The organism is Paraburkholderia sp. BCC1884 (genome assembly GCF_900996225.1).
Lineage (GTDB): Bacteria > Pseudomonadota > Gammaproteobacteria > Burkholderiales > Burkholderiaceae > Paraburkholderia.
Genome location: NZ_CAAJGL010000134.1, coordinates 130,285 through 144,812, shown reverse-complemented (window position 1 = coordinate 144,812; position 14,528 = coordinate 130,285). Strand labels below are relative to the sequence as shown.

The following is a 14,528-nucleotide window of genomic DNA, read 5'->3' as shown; positions in this document are numbered from 1 at the left end:
ATGTCCGCGCGCGCAGACCGCGCTACGGCGCCCGCGACGGACCTCGACGAGGCGCGCGACGAGCGTTACGCCAACCCCTTCGCCCCGCCCGACGAATCCGAAGCGGCCGCCGAAGCGCGTCCGCGCTCGCTGTTCGGCGAAATTCTCGACTGGATGCTGGCGCCACTGCTGCTGCTTTGGCCGATGAGCCTCGCGGTGACTTATCTGGTCGCCAAATCCATCGCGAACGGTCCCTTCGACCGGGCGCTCGAAACCGACGCCTACGTGCTCGCCCGCCAGATCCATCCGGTGAACGGCGTGGCGGAATTGTCGCTGCCGGACTCCACGCGCGATTTCCTGCGCGCCGACAACGTCGACAGCGTTTTCTTCCAGGTGCTCGGCACGCGCGGCGAGCTGGTCGGTGGCGAGCGCGACATGCCTTTACCGCACGAGGAAGACCGTCCGCAGCCCGGCCTCGTCGAATTCCGCGACGACGTGCTGCGCGGCAACGACATCCGCGTCGCCTACACGACCGTCGAGTTTCCGCAGACGCCCGGCGCGCAACCGGTGCTGGTGCAGGTCGCCGAAACGCTCGACAAGCGCAGCCAGCTGGCCAACGACATCATCAAAGGCGTGATCCTGCCGCAGTTCGTGATCCTGCCGCTCGCGATCCTGCTGGTGTGGTTCGGGCTGTCGCGCGGCCTCGCGCCGCTGCACGCGCTGCAGGCGCATATCCGCGCACGTCGCCCGGACGATCTGTCGCCCCTCGAAGCCCGCCGCGCACCACCGGAAATCGAGCCGCTGGTGACCTCGTTCAACGATCTGCTGACGCGTCTCGAACAGAACATGGAACTACAGAAGCGCTTTATCGCCGACGCCGCGCATCAGATGAAGACACCGCTCGCCGGCTTGCGCATGCAGGCTGAACTGGCGCTGCGTCAGGACGCGTCCGCGGAAGTGCATCGCTCGCTGGAGCAGATCGCCACCAGTTCGGAGCACGCCGCGCGACTCGTCACACAGTTGCTGGCTTTGGCGCGTGCCGAAAACCGCATGTCGGGGCAAGTTTTCACGCCCGTCGAAGTCACCGCGCTGGCGCGCGACGCCGTGCGCGACTGGGTTCAGGCCGCGCTCGCCAAGCAGATGGATCTGGGCTACGAGGCGCCGGACATGCCCATCGAGGTAGATGGCAATCCCGTCATGCTGCGCGAAATGCTGTCGAATCTGATCGACAACGCGATCCGCTACACGCCGCCGGGCGGGCGCATCACGGTCAGGGTGCGGCACGACCCGATCGCTCGCCGCGTGCTTCTTGAAGTCGAGGACACCGGCTTGGGCATTCCGGTCACCGAGCGCTCGCGGGTGGTTGAGCGCTTTTACCGGATTCTCGGCCGCGAGGGCGACGGCAGCGGCCTCGGGCTCGCGATCGTCCGCGAGATCGCCACCATGCACGGCGGCGAGTTGGCCATCGACGACAACGTCTATCAAAGCTCGCCGCGGCTGGCGGGAACCCTCGTGCGTGTCAGTTTGCACGCGCATGTAACGGGGCGGGACTTACCCTAACGCTGCTCCAGGGACGCGAAATTCAAACCGTTATATCAAGACGGATTAGCTAATTTTGAGCTGACTTTGCCAGCAACTTAACGTCTTTTGACAAAAAACACGCCGTGCGGGCAATACGGAATTCTGCCCCCGCCACGTCAGTACGCCGTAAGTTTCCACTCCAATAATCGGTTTCACGGGAACGCCTTCACCGGCGGACCGCGTGCATATCAATATTGGAGACGACATATGGCTACCGTTGGCGGGCAAATCTCGCACGTGCCGATGACGAACGATGAGAAGCGGGTGATCTTCGCGTCGTCGCTGGGTACGGTTTTCGAGTGGTACGACTTCTTCCTGGCCGGCTCGCTCGCGGCCTTCATCAGCAAAAGCTTCTTCTCCGGCGTCAATCCGACCGCCGCCTTCGTGTTCACGTTGCTGGGCTTCGCCGCGGGTTTCGCGGTGCGGCCGTTCGGCGCGATCGTGTTCGGGCGACTGGGCGACATGGTCGGGCGTAAATACACGTTCCTGATCACGATCCTGATCATGGGTCTCTCGACCTTCCTGGTCGGCTTCCTGCCGGGGTATGCGTCGATCGGCTTCGCGTCGCCGGTGATCTTCATCGCGATGCGCATGCTCCAGGGCCTCGCGCTCGGCGGCGAGTACGGCGGCGCCGCGACCTACGTGGCGGAACACGCGCCAGCGGGACGGCGCGGCTTCTACACCTCGTGGATTCAGGCGACGGCCACGCTCGGCCTGTTCCTGTCCTTGCTGGTGATTCTGGGCGTGCGCACCGCGATCGGCGAAGACGCGTTTGCCGCCTGGGGCTGGCGCGTACCGTTCGTCGCGTCGATCATCCTGCTGGCCGTGTCGGTGTGGATTCGCATGCAGCTGCACGAGTCGCCGGTGTTCGAGCGCATCAAGGCCGAGGGCAAAACGTCCAAGCAGCCGCTGACGGAAGCGTTCGGCCAATGGAAGAACCTGAAGATCGTGATTCTTGCGCTGATCGGCCTCACCGCCGGCCAGGCCGTGGTCTGGTACACGGGGCAGTTCTACTCGCTGTTCTTCCTGACGCAGACGGTCAAGGTGGACGGCAGCAGTGCCAACATCATGATTGCGATCGCGCTGCTGATCGGCACGCCGTTCTTCATTTTCTTCGGCTCGCTGTCGGATCGCATCGGCCGCAAGCCGATCATCATGGCCGGCCTGCTGATCGCCGCGTGCACGTACTTCCCGCTCTTCAAGGCGCTCACGCACTACACCAATCCGGCGCTGGAAGCCGCTAGCGCACGGGCGCCGATCGTCGTGGTCGCAAACCCGGACGAATGCTCGTTCCAGTTCAACCCGGTGGGCACGTCGAAGTTCACGAGTTCGTGCGACATTGCCAAGAGCGCGCTCTCGAAGGCCGGCTTGAACTACGAAAACGTGGCGGCACCGGCGGGCACGCTGGCGGAGATCAAGGTCGGCGACACGGTGGTCAACACGTATGACGGCAAGGCCGCCGACGCCAAGGATCAAGGCAAGGCATTCGACAAAACGCTGGCCGGCACGCTGAAGTCCGCGGGTTATCCGCCGAAGGCCGATCCTTCGCAGATCAACTGGCCGATGAGCGTGGTGATCCTGACGATCCTCATGATCTACGTGACGATGGTCTACGGTCCGATCGCGGCGATGCTGGTGGAGATGTTCCCGACGCGCATCCGCTACACCTCGATGTCGCTGCCGTATCACATCGGCAATGGCTGGTTCGGCGGCTTCCTTCCGGCGACGGCCTTCGCGATCGTCGCGGCGAAGGGCAACATTTACTCGGGGTTGTGGTATCCGATCGTGATCGCAGTTGCGACCTTCGTGATCGGCATGCTGTTCGTCAAGGAGACCAAGGACTCGGACATCTACGCGCAGGACTGACACGCCTGATGCCCGCGGCAACTTAAAAAAGTTGCGCGCCGGGGGTTGACAGCCTCCGGCGCTATCCGCATAATCTCGCTTCTTTCGGCGAATTAGCTCAGTTGGTTAGAGCGACGGAATCATAATCCGCAGGTCCGGGGTTCGAGTCCCTGATTCGCCACCAGTTGCAAGAAAAAGCCGCTGATCCGCAAGGTTCAGCGGCTTTTTTGTTTCCGCAAGCGTCACCTCCCCTCCGCACTCAACCTCCGCCTTCGCCCAATTGACGCCCTTCGAGCCGCGCATCACACTGGCTGAGCACAATTCTGAAAGGCAGCGAGCATGCAGGTCTTGAACGATGACTACGGATGCGCCGGATGGCGCGGCGAGATGGCCAATCGTGTTCGCGAGTTCGACTGGTCGTCCACCTCGTTAGGGCCACTGCCTGCATGGTCGAACAGCTTGCGGGCCGCCGTTCAGATGCTGCTCGCCTCGCCGGTGCCGCTCGTCATGCTGTGGGGACGCGCCGGCCATATGGTCTATAACGACGCCTATTCCGTGTTCGCCGGCGGCCGCCATCCCGCTCTGCTCGGCTCGCCCGTCGAAGAAGGCTGGCCCGAAGTGGCCTCGTTCAACCGGCAGGTCGTCGACACGTGTCTCGCGGGCGGCACCCTGTCGTTCCGCGACAAGGAGCTCGTCCTGTTTCGAACCGGCGAGCCCGAAGACGTCTGGATGGACCTCTATTACAGCCCGGTCGTGGAGGACGACGGCTCGCCCGCGGGCGTCATCGCCATCGTGATCGAGACCACGGCGCGGGTCACCGTGGAACGGCGCAAGCAGCAGGCCGAAGCGGACTTTCGCGCCGCCAATGAACGACTGCAACTCGCACTCAATTCCGGCGCGATGCTCGGCTCGTTCGTGTGGGACATCAAGGCAAACCTGGTGTCGGGCGACGAGCGCTTCGCGCGAACTTTCTCTTACCCCGTCACCCTGTCCGAACGCGGCCTGCCCATCGAAGTCGCGACGAGGATCATCCATCCCGACGACCTGGACCGCGTCAACAAACGCATCGCGAAGACCGTCGCCGAGGGCGTGCCGTACAACACCGAATATCGAATCCGGCATCCGGAGGACGGCGAATACCGCTGGATTCTCGCCAGCGGCCGTTGCGACCTCGACGAAAACGGCGAGCCGTACCGGTTTCCAGGCGTGCTGGTGGATATCCACGAACGCAAGGTCGCGGAAGAGGCGCTCGTGCAGTTGACCCGCAATCTCGAACAGCGCGTGGCCGACGCCGTGGCCGCCCGTATCGCCGCCGAAGAGCAGCTGCGCCAATCGCAAAAGATGGAGGCCATCGGCGCGCTCACCGGCGGCGTGGCGCACGACTTCAACAACGTGTTGCAGATCATCTCCGGCAACCTGCAATTGCTCGCCCTCCAGGAACCCGGCAACGACAACATTCAGAAGCGCGTCGTCGCCGCTACGGCTGCCGTGCAGCGCGGCGCGAAACTTTCTTCGCAGTTGCTGGCGTTCGCGCGCAAGCAACCGCTGTCGCCCACGGTCATGAATCCGCGGCGGATTTTCGACGGGCTCGCCGATCTTCTGCAACGTGCACTGGGCGAAACCATCTCGGTCCAGATGTCGCTGCCAGCCAATCCGTGGCTGATCCAGGTCGACCAGAACCAGCTGGAAAATGCCGTGCTGAATCTGGCCATCAACTCGCGCGACGCAATGAGCGGCGACGGCAAACTGCACGTCGTCGCCGAAAATGTGGTGCTCGGCGCGGTCGATGTCGCCGGCGCCGGCCTGGCACCCGGCGATTACCTGCGCATTTCCGTACAGGACGACGGCACCGGCATGTCGGCCGACGTGCTCGAACGCGCCTGCGAGCCGTTTTTCACGACCAAGGAATACGGACGCGGGACCGGTCTCGGCTTGAGCATGGTGTTCGGCTTCGTCCGACAGAGCGGGGGTCATCTCGAGATCGTCAGCGCGGTGGGCCTCGGCACGACGGTTCGCATGCACTTCCCGCGCAGCGACGGCAGGGAAGCGACCTCCGCCGGCAGCGCCCACACCGTGCACGTCGGCGGCCACGAGACGATTCTGGTGGTAGAGGACGACGCGGACGTCCGCAAGACCTCGGTCGAATTGCTTCAGGAACTCGGCTACCTCGTGCTCGAAGCCTCGGACGGCGATAGCGCGTTGCAGGTTCTCAGGAGCGGAGCGGCCGTCGACCTGATCTTCTCGGATGTGGTGATGCCGGGGACCGTCAAGAGCGCCGATCTTGCCGTCTGGGCACGCGAACAGAGTCCCGCGATTCGCGTGCTGTTCACCTCCGGGCACACGCGCGACATCATCTCCCGCAACGGTATTCTCGCGCCCGACGTAACCTTGCTGCACAAACCGTATCAGCCGGATACGCTGGCGCAACTCGTACGCAAGGTGTTGTCGGAAGTACCGGTCGAACGATGAGTGGAAAAAACCTGCCGCCGTGAACTTCTGCACGCGGCGAGCGGTCTTGAAAGGCAAGCCTGCGACATGGGCCACACTGGACGGCCACCGGCTTTCCGGCTCGCCCGGCATCGTCACTTCAAGGAGGTTTTTTGACGACATTCCGCACTCCCGCGCTGTTTGCGGCCCTCGCTTCGACGGCCTTTCTGGGCGCGACCGCCGCGCTCACCGCGCAGGCCCAGACGCCGCCCGACAGTCAGTGGCGCACCACGCCCACTACCCTGTCCACCTTGCTGCAGGATGGCTACAAGATCGTCGCCGTCGTGAACGGTGCGCACGGCGCGGCGGGGCCGGCCGACACGATTTTCGTCCAGCGCGACCAGAGCGCGTTCAAATGCATCGACCCGCAGCAGCCGGACGCCAGGTCGAAGACGCCTATCGCTGCGCCGGCCTGCTTCGAACTGGTGCCGCCGTCCGGCACGGTGGCGACTCCCGAGTCGAAGTAGTCGCTGGCTGCCGCGCCTCGCTGACAGGCGGGAAAACGCGATCGCCCGAAGCGCGGGGCGCCACGCCTTTGTCAATCCGCGCCAGCGATAAAAAAAAGGAGTCAGCCCACGCCGACTCCCTGAAGTGCCACTCCTCGCGCTATTCGCGCGTTGCTGCTGCTTCGATCCTGCTTCGATCAGCCGGGCTGGCTAGACACCCATCGCCGGATCGCTGACGCTGTCCTTGCCGGTTTCGACACGGCCGGCGAAGCGCCGCGTGAAGCCGCCCGTCATGGTCAGCGTGAAGTCATACCAGCCGCCGGCAGCGGCGACCGACCAGTACGGCTCGACCTGCATCCCCGCCGGCACCGCGTAGGTCCACGGGCCGTCGCTGCGATATGCGTTCGAGGTGACCGTCACGCTGGCGGCGGCATTGCCCGTGTTCATGATGGTCAGATAGACAGCGTTGTTGACGACGTCATAGCAGACTCGCACCTCCGGATTCGGCCCCGTCTTCACGCTCGCCACGTTGCCCTGGAACGCGCGATGAAAACCGTTCGGCCCGAGCACCCAGAGGCTGTAGTTGCCCAGGTCGTCGGCGAGCGCGCTCCACGAATCCGACACTTCCTTGCCGGCTTCGACGGTGTAGCGGCGCGGCACGCGATCGAGATGCAACTGGTCGTACACATGGAACACCGCGCCGACCGTGCCGGTATTGCTGAAGACGAGCCAGATCAGGCCGTCCTGCGCGTCGGCATTGGCGCTCACATGCAGCAGATAAGGCAATGCACGCGACGGCCGCGACATCAGCACCTGCTGCGGCATCTGCTGGCTGGCCGCCGACGGCACCGGCACCGCGCCGAGCGCGCTTTGCTGCACGTTCTGCGCATCCGCCTGGGCTTTGGTCGGCGCGGGCAACGCGGCCACCGGCGCGTCGTTCGGATTGCGGAAATTGAAGGCCGACGTGAGATCGCCGCACACCGCGCGCCGCCACGGGCTGATATTGGTTTCGGTCACGCCGAAACGCTGCTCGAGAAAGCGCAGCACCGACGTATGGTCGAACACCTGCGAGTTGACCCAGCCGCCGGTGCTCCACGGCGACACGACGAACATCGGCACACGCGGCCCCGGCCCGAAGGTCTGGCCGTCCGGCACGGTCGGCGACGAGTCGCCCGGCGGGTTGGTCTTCGTGAAGTATTCGTACTGCGCATCCACGGTGGATTTGCCGGCGAAGCTGCCGTCCGCATTTTTGGTGGGCGCGTCGGGCGGCGGCATGTGGTCGAAGAAGCAATCGTTCTCGTCGTAATTGACAAACAGCACGGTCTTGCTCCACACGTCCGGGTTTGCGGTCAGCGTGTCCAGCAGCAACGACAGGTAGTAGCCGCCCTGCCCCGGTGTCGACGCGCCCGGATGCTCGCAGTACGCCTGCGGCGAGACGATCCAGCTCACCTGCGGCATCTGTCCCGCGGCGATGTCGTCTTTCAGCGCTTGCAGGAAGCCGCCGTCGGGCATGGTGTTGCCGATGCCTTTGTAGAGCGGCGCCACCGCTTCGAGCGATTGCGTGTACGGCAGCAGCGGCGAACCCGGCAGCGTCTCGTTGACCTTGCGATAAGTCGCGAAGCCGGCGAGCGAGTTGTCGGTGTAGTTGTCCGGCATGTTCTGGTAGACCTTCCAGCTCACGCCCGCGGCCTGCAGACGTTCGGGATACGTCGTCCACGTGAGGCCGGTGGCGGAAGCGCCGAGGCCGTCCCAGCCGTCGTTGTTGACCACCGGGTTGGAGCCCGCGCTCGCGCCGTTGGTACCCGTCCACAGGAAAATGCGGTTCGAGTTAGTGCCGCCATGCAGCGAACAGTGGTACGCGTCGCAGATCGTGAACGCATTCGCCAGCGCGACGTGAAACGGCAGGTCGGACTGGTTCAGATAACCCATCGACACATCGCCCTTCGCTTTCGGCCATTGCGTCATGCGTCCGCTGTCCCAGGCCTGATGCGCATCGCTCCACGAGTGCGGGCCGCCGGCCAGCAGCGCGTTGCCTTTCGTGCTGTCGAGATAGAACGGCAGCACCGTGCGCGTGCCGTCGCTTTGCTGGAACACGGTGGTGCCGCCGGGCTGCGGAATCGTGAAGCGGTCGCTAAAGCCGCGCACGCCCGGCAGCGTGCCGAAGTAATGGTCGAACGAACGGTTCTCCTGCATGAAAATGACGACGTGCTGAACGTCGTTGATCGTGCCGGTGGTGTTGTTCGCGGGAATCGCGAGCGCCCGGCGAATCGCGGGCGGAAACAGGCCGAGCGCGGCAGCGCCCGCGGCGCTGCGCAGGAAAGTACGGCGGTCCAGTGAGGTCATGTTGGGCGTGTTGGAGTCGTCAAAATCGGTGCGGTGTTCGTCACGTCGGGACGCGTCACGGCGCGCAGACGAGTTGCGTGTTCTGCAACGGCTGCGCGGCGCTCGCGCCCGCTGCGGCGCATGCACCGGAGGCAGGCGCGGCGACGATCGGCACCGCCGCACTCGCGCCGCCCGCGCCGGCCGCCGCGTTGTTCGCGGTCGTGGTGCTGTTGCCGCCGCCCGAGCCGCCGTCACAGCCGGCCAGTGCGACGCAACTCAGCACGCACACGGCGGCTGTCGCCAGCAGGCCATGCGTGCGCCGCAGCCCGTTGCGCGAGCTGGCTGCGGGCGATTCGCGGCCGCCGTGCCCGCCGTGCGGCGCGCGTGGTTCATGGGGTTCGCTCGGTTCGCGCATCGGCATCGGCTGCGCGTTCGGGAAAGAACGTGTCGGGTTCATCGCGGGACTCCGGTTAGTGAGTGAGCGTGGACAGCGGCTGCCCCGAGCCGAACACCGTCTGCAACTCCGCCTCGGTGACGATGCGGGTCCACAGCGCGAGGTCGCTGAACGCCTGCACATCGGGAGGCGTCGCGGCGCACTGGCCGACGGTGTACGGCGGCGTGTCGCTACAGGCGTTCATGTAGTAGTGGCCGGTGCCGTCCTCGTTCAGACCGAACACGCCCAGACCCGGCAACTTGGCGATGTTCACGCTCAAGGTCTGGCCCAGCACCTTCTGCTCGCCGAGCACCGGATCGAACACGTACGCGTTGATCTTCTTCGCTGCCGTATCGATGGAGAGCGCGAGATAGGTCCACTTGTTCGCACTGACGTTCAGGCTGTTGATGTCGTTGCGCGTGCTGCCGTCGCCGAGATTGAAGCGGATGTTGCAACTCGCGCTCGATCCCGGGAACAGGCCGATCGCGATGCCGGCATTGCCGCCCGAGTAGTAGTTCTTGTTCGAGAAGATCGGCGTGCCGTTGCCGGTCAGATTCGCGCATGACGTGTAGAACCAGAAGCCGATGGTGAACTGCGCGTGCGTGGTGACGTCGTTGGTCTGCGCGAGCTTGTAGCCGTCGAAACCATTGCTGTCGACCGTATGCGTGTCGATCTGCAAGCCCTTGCCGCCGAACGGATCGGTGACCAGCGAGCCGCCGTCGGCGTCGGTGGCCCAGGGGCCCATCGTGCTGGCGCTCAGGCGGTCGACCGGCGGCAATGCGCCGAACGGGTAGTAGCTGCTCAGGCCGGTGGTCAGTGTGGTGGCGAGCGGCGGCGGGGGCGGCGGAGGCGGCGGCGGGGGCGGCGGAGGCGGCGGCGGTTGCACGTAGACGACCTGCGTGATCGTCGCGAGCGGCGCGCTGCCTGCCGCCACGGTGTAGTTGAACGAATAGACGCCCGTGGCCGTCAGGCCAAGCTGGCTGTCGGTATAGGTCGACGTGCCGGCCGGCAGGCTCGCGATCAGCGTGCCGTTGCGCAACACGCTGATCGCGCCGCTGGACGGCGCAGTCCACGAGAGCACGAGGCTGGCGTTGTCGCTGCCGGTCGTGCCGAGCAGTTGCGACACCGGCGCCGCGCCGATCAGCTGGCCGCCGTCGAGCGCATACGACGCGGCGGCCGGCAGCGCACCCTGGTAGGCAAGCAGCGTCGGCGTGATATCGGCGATGCTGGCGCGGGTGTAGAGCGCGGCCATAGTAGTGGGCGCGGCGGTGTTGCCCAGACGCGCATTCGGCGTCTGATTCAGCGCGATGAAACTGGTCGATTCGAGCGGCAAGGGCAAGCCGTCGGTGCCGCCGGCTGCGTTCAGGCCATGACTGCTCGTCACCACGACCAGCCAGTTTTCGTTGTTGCCGGTGGTGCGTTTGGCAGTTTCCGCAACCAGCGTGCCGAGCGCGCTATCCAACTGCGTCAGCGTGCTCGCATAGTTCGTCGACGACAACCCGGCGTTGAGCGCCGCGTCCTGTGCCGAGTGATACTGCGTGACCACCAGCGAATAGCCGTTGTCGATCATGCTTACGCCGTTCTGCGTGACGCAGGCATCGACCGATGCGCAGTTGACCAGCGTGTCGAGGTTGCCGGCGTTCTGATCCGGCGTCAGCAAGGCAGCGAGGCCGTTCGAGTCGACGGCCGCGCCCATCGTGCCGAAGCCCGCGGTCTTGAGCATCTGGAACACGGTGCTGCTGTGCGACGCCTGATTCGGCGCGTCGGAGTTGATCTGGTGACGGTCGGCCCAGGTGCCCGTCAGGATGCTCGCCCAACCCGGCGTATCGAGATTCGGTTGCTGCGACAGGGTGCCGTTGACGCCGCCGCTATACGCAGGCGCCGCGCTCAGCCTGGCGAGATTCGGCAATTTGCCGCCGGCGATGCCCGCGCTCAACGCGTTGTAAGTCACGCCGTCCAATTCGACCAGCAACATTTTTCTGGTTGCGGGCGTAGTGACCGCCGCCGGCGTGCTGGCCGGCGTGCCGCCTTGCGTGTCGGCCGCACCGCCCGCGCCGTTGCCGTTCGATTGCGATCCGCCGCCGCAGCCGCTCAAGGCCGCCGTCGCGCCGAGCGCGCTGAGCAGCGCCAGTCCACATGCCCATTGCACGATGCTGTGCCGTCTCATGCGTGTCCCCTCTCCGATGCCGATGTGCGCCGGACCACCCGGCGAATCGATGCAACGATAGGGACTGCGGGCGACGCAGGTGTGTCGTTCTGCGCAAGCTGGCCGATACCGGCATCAGCATTTTTAGGGGCGGTATTTGCCGGTGCGTGCGAGCGCGCCGTTGAAGTCAACTAGGCAGGCACGTCGAGGTTGGCCATGAACGAGGTGATCAAACGCGAACCGGCGCGCGCCTGCAGGTGGTAGAGATATTCCTGCAGGATCGGCGCGTCGGCGGCGAGCGGCAGTTGCCGCAGATCCGGATGCGCCGGCGCCTCGCCCAGCGGCATCAGCGTGCAACCCATGTTGTGACGGATCGCTTCGTAGATTGCCTCGCGGCTGCCGATTTCGATCAGCATCGCGGGTTCGGCGCCGATGTGCCTGAGCGCGGTCTCCGTCGCCTCGCGCGTGCGCGAACCGGGCTCGCGCAGCAGCAGTGTATGGGCGGCGACATCGGCCAGATGCACCACCTTTTGCGCGGCCAGCGGATGCTGGCAATGCGCGACGACGACCAGCGGATCGTCGGCGATCGTACGGCGTGCCAGGCGCGGATCGTCCACGCGCTGCGACGACACCGCCAGATCGACACGGAAGTCGAGCAAGGCATCGAGAATCTGCTGCGAATTGCCGATCTCGACGTGAATCCTGACCGCCGGAAACTGCCGGTGAAACGCCGCGATGGCCGGCAGGATGTAATACGGTCCGGTCGCGCCGACCCGCAGATTGCCGGCCGCCAGTTCGCGTTCGTTGCGCAACGTGAAATCGATGTCGCTTTCGGTTTGCTGCATGCGGTCGATCAGCGGCATGAGCGCCGCGCCCGCATCGGTCAGGTCGAAGCGGCTGCCGCGCCGGTGAAACAGCTCGACGCCGTACTGCTTTTCGAGTTGCTGGATGCGCGCCGTGATGGTCGGCTGACTGACTTCGAGACGCTTTGCGGCGGCGGTGACGCTACCCTGCCGGACGGTTTCGTAAAAGGCGACCAGGAGCGGAGCGAGCATGGAAGGGCACGAGGAAAACTTCCAATTTATTACCGCGACGTGGCAATTTCGTTACAAACAGCTTTTGCTTTTGTAAGCCGAAGCGTGGGCGATGGCGTCAGCGGTCCACCAGTTGGCTCAGATTTGCGCGCACTCGCTGCAGCAGCTTGATCAACTGTTGCGCATCGTCGTCGGAGAAACCGTTCAGCGCCTCGAGCGCGACTTCGTCGCCCACCTTGCGCGCCTTGCCGAGCGTGCGCTCCGCCTTCGGCGTCATGCGCACCAGGCGCTCGCGCCGGTCCTCTGGGTTTGCCGTGCGCTCGATCCAGCCGCCCTCTTCCATGCGATCCAGCAAACGCCCGGCGGAAATCGGCGCGACCTCGAGCAGGTCGGCGAGGCGCGCCTGATTGGTGTCGCCGTAGTGGGCCAGATAGGCGAGCGCCCGGCATTGCGCGCGCGTCAGATCGACCGACGACTTCGCGAGATCGTCGAAACGCTTGCCCGTCAGGCGGCCGACGTCGGAAATCAGAAAGCCGAAGCGCTCTTCGAGTTGGGTTTTCATGCGCGAATTATACGAAGCGCGCGGCTTTTCAGCGTCAGACATGACAGGAGAAGCCTGTAATTCAGGCTCCGCATAATTCCGGATGGCGCCGGCGACCGCACCCGATATACTAAGCATGCTTAGTATATTCACGGCCCCGTCCACTCATGTCCTCCGTTTCCCCGCCGGCAACCGCCGCCGCGCCCCTCAACCGGCCGATGATCACGGTCTCGATCATGCTGGCGACGCTGATCCAGACGCTCGACAGCACGATCGCCAACGTGGCGCTGCCGCATATGCAAGGCACGCTGTCGGCGTCGCAGGACGAAATCACGTGGGTACTGACCTCGTACATCGTCGCCGCCGCGATTGCCACGCCGCTCACCGGCTGGCTGTCCGACCGGCTGAGCGTGAAGCGCCTGCTGATCGTGGCGATCGGCGGCTTCACGGTGTCGTCGGCGCTGTGCGGTTTGTCGGAGACGCTCACGCAGATCGTCGCTTCGCGTTTGCTGCAAGGAGTTTTCGGCGCCTCGCTGGTGCCGCTGTCGCAGTCCATCCTGCTCGACATCAACCCGCGCGAAAAGCAGGGGCAAGCGATGGCGGTGTGGGGCATGGGCGTGATGGTCGGGCCGATTCTCGGACCGACGCTCGGCGGCTGGCTAACCGATAGCTACAACTGGCGCTGGGTGTTTTTCATCAACGTGCCGATCGGCGCGTTTGCGCTGTTCGGCGTGGCGACCTTCCTGCCGTCGCATGAACCCAAACACGACGCGAAGTTCGATGCATTCGGCTTCGCCACGCTGGGTCTGGCGATCGGCGGCTTGCAGGCGATGCTCGATCGCGGCGAACAACTCGACTGGTTCGGCTCGCACGAAATCGTCATCGAAGCGCTGATCGCGGCGATCAGCTTCGCGTTCTTTCTCGTGCATACGGCCACGGTCGGCAAGAAATCGTTCTTCAAATACGAGTTGCTGAAAGACCCGAACTTCGCCACCGGCACGTTCTTCATCTTCGTGATCGGCGCGGTGATGTATGCGACACGCGCACTGCTGCCGCCGATGCTGCAAAACCTGATGAACTATCCGGTTGCGACCACGGGTTTAGTCACCGCCCCGAGCGGCGCGGGCACCATGATCGCGATGCTAATTGCCGGGCGCCTGTTGAAGCGCATCGATGCGCGGCTGCTGCTGCTTGCCGGCTTCCTGATTTCAGCGTTCGCGCTCTGGCAGATGATGCAATACACGATGGTGCTGTCGGCATCGGACATCGTGTGGCCGGGCGTGATCCAGGGCTTCGGGCTGGGCCTCGTATTCGTGCCGTTGAGCGCGCTGACCTTCTCCACGCTCACCCCCGAATTGCGCGCCGACGGCACCGCGACCTATAGCCTGATGCGCAACATCGGCAGCAGTATCGGCATTTCGATCGTACAGACGCTGATGACGCGCAACACACAGGTTTCACACGCGGACCTCGCGGCGAACGTCACGCCCTTCAATCCGGCGATCCAGCCGATGCTGAGCAGCGGCTCGACTTACGACATGGCGGCGCTGAACGTGTCGATCACGCAGCAGGCGTCGATGATCGCCTACCTGAACGACTTCAAACTGATGTTCATGGCGACGCTGCTGGTGATTCCGCTGCTGTTGCTGATCCGACCGACGCACAACGCGCCGGATGCATCGGTGGCGCATGCGGCGATGGATTGAAAGGACGG

The 14,528-nt window shown here is 64.7% G+C and carries 10 protein-coding genes and 1 tRNA gene; 6 read left to right on the top strand and 5 right to left on the bottom strand.

Going from position 1 to position 14,528, the window contains the following annotated elements:
• From FQ705_RS29960 to FQ705_RS29940, 5 genes are all read left to right on the top strand, one after another.
• Complete coding sequence (locus tag FQ705_RS29960) at positions 1–1,539, top strand: sensor histidine kinase (protein ID WP_144147968.1); 1,539 nt, start codon at positions 1–3, stop codon at positions 1,537–1,539.
• A gap of 228 nt (positions 1,540–1,767) precedes the next feature.
• Positions 1,768–3,426: an MFS transporter gene (locus tag FQ705_RS29955; RefSeq protein WP_144147966.1), complete on the top strand. Its 1,659-nt coding sequence runs from the start codon at positions 1,768–1,770 to the stop codon at positions 3,424–3,426.
• 86 nt (positions 3,427–3,512) lie between these two features.
• Positions 3,513–3,589: transfer RNA gene (locus FQ705_RS29950), tRNA-Met, on the top strand.
• A gap of 203 nt (positions 3,590–3,792) precedes the next feature.
• Positions 3,793–5,874 (top strand): PAS domain-containing sensor histidine kinase, encoded by a 2,082-nt coding sequence (locus FQ705_RS29945; protein WP_222105684.1) that lies wholly within the window; start codon positions 3,793–3,795, stop codon positions 5,872–5,874.
• 131 nt (positions 5,875–6,005) lie between these two features.
• The gene (locus FQ705_RS29940; RefSeq protein ID WP_144147962.1) at positions 6,006–6,359 is read left to right on the top strand and encodes a hypothetical protein; all 354 of its coding nucleotides are present in this window, start codon (positions 6,006–6,008) and stop codon (positions 6,357–6,359) included.
• 189 nt (positions 6,360–6,548) lie between these two features.
• Here FQ705_RS29940 and FQ705_RS29935 read toward each other — a convergent pair whose 3' ends face one another.
• The 5 genes from FQ705_RS29935 to FQ705_RS29915 all read right to left on the bottom strand — a co-directional run bounded on the left by FQ705_RS29935 (position 6,549) and on the right by FQ705_RS29915 (position 12,835).
• A complete protein-coding gene (locus tag FQ705_RS29935) occupies positions 6,549–8,681 on the bottom strand; it encodes a phosphocholine-specific phospholipase C (protein ID WP_144147960.1) in 2,133 nt (710 codons plus the stop codon).
• A 55-nt stretch (positions 8,682–8,736) separates the two neighbouring features.
• Positions 8,737–9,117 (bottom strand): hypothetical protein, encoded by a 381-nt coding sequence (locus tag FQ705_RS34715; protein WP_260854666.1) that lies wholly within the window; start codon positions 9,115–9,117, stop codon positions 8,737–8,739.
• A 13-nt stretch (positions 9,118–9,130) separates the two neighbouring features.
• Positions 9,131–11,260 carry a LamG-like jellyroll fold domain-containing protein gene (locus FQ705_RS29925; RefSeq protein ID WP_144147958.1) on the bottom strand — a complete coding sequence of 710 codons (2,130 nt, stop codon included), beginning with the start codon at positions 11,258–11,260 and terminating at the stop codon, positions 9,131–9,133.
• Positions 11,261–11,430: 170 nt separating this feature from the next.
• Positions 11,431–12,294 (bottom strand): LysR substrate-binding domain-containing protein, encoded by an 864-nt coding sequence (locus FQ705_RS29920; RefSeq protein WP_144147956.1) that lies wholly within the window; start codon positions 12,292–12,294, stop codon positions 11,431–11,433.
• A gap of 97 nt (positions 12,295–12,391) precedes the next feature.
• Positions 12,392–12,835, bottom strand: a complete 444-nt coding sequence (locus FQ705_RS29915) for a MarR family winged helix-turn-helix transcriptional regulator (RefSeq protein WP_144147954.1) — start codon at positions 12,833–12,835, stop codon at positions 12,392–12,394.
• Positions 12,836–12,981: 146 nt separating this feature from the next.
• On the opposite strand from FQ705_RS29915, the gene FQ705_RS29910 reads away from it, so the two are divergent.
• On the top strand, positions 12,982–14,520 hold the full coding sequence (locus FQ705_RS29910) for a DHA2 family efflux MFS transporter permease subunit (protein WP_144147952.1): 1,539 nt from the start codon (positions 12,982–12,984) through the stop codon (positions 14,518–14,520).
• The last annotated feature ends 8 nt before the right edge of the window (positions 14,521–14,528 follow it).

Excerpts from the sequence above, each read along its gene's own strand:
- FQ705_RS29925 (WP_144147958.1), bottom strand. The coding sequence starts at position 11,260 with ATGAGACGGCACAGCATCGTGCAATGGGCATGTGGACTGGCGCTGCTC.
- FQ705_RS29945 (WP_222105684.1), top strand. The coding sequence starts at position 3,793 with ATGGCCAATCGTGTTCGCGAGTTCGACTGGTCGTCCACCTCGTTAGGG.
- FQ705_RS29920 (WP_144147956.1), bottom strand. The coding sequence starts at position 12,294 with ATGCTCGCTCCGCTCCTGGTCGCCTTTTACGAAACCGTCCGGCAGGGT.
- FQ705_RS29935 (WP_144147960.1), bottom strand. The coding sequence starts at position 8,681 with ATGACCTCACTGGACCGCCGTACTTTCCTGCGCAGCGCCGCGGGCGCT.
- FQ705_RS29960 (WP_144147968.1), top strand. The coding sequence starts at position 1 with ATGTCCGCGCGCGCAGACCGCGCTACGGCGCCCGCGACGGACCTCGAC.
- FQ705_RS34715 (WP_260854666.1), bottom strand. The coding sequence starts at position 9,117 with ATGAACCCGACACGTTCTTTCCCGAACGCGCAGCCGATGCCGATGCGC.
- FQ705_RS29910 (WP_144147952.1), top strand. The coding sequence starts at position 12,982 with ATGTCCTCCGTTTCCCCGCCGGCAACCGCCGCCGCGCCCCTCAACCGG.
- FQ705_RS29915 (WP_144147954.1), bottom strand. The coding sequence starts at position 12,835 with ATGAAAACCCAACTCGAAGAGCGCTTCGGCTTTCTGATTTCCGACGTC.
- FQ705_RS29955 (WP_144147966.1), top strand. The coding sequence starts at position 1,768 with ATGGCTACCGTTGGCGGGCAAATCTCGCACGTGCCGATGACGAACGAT.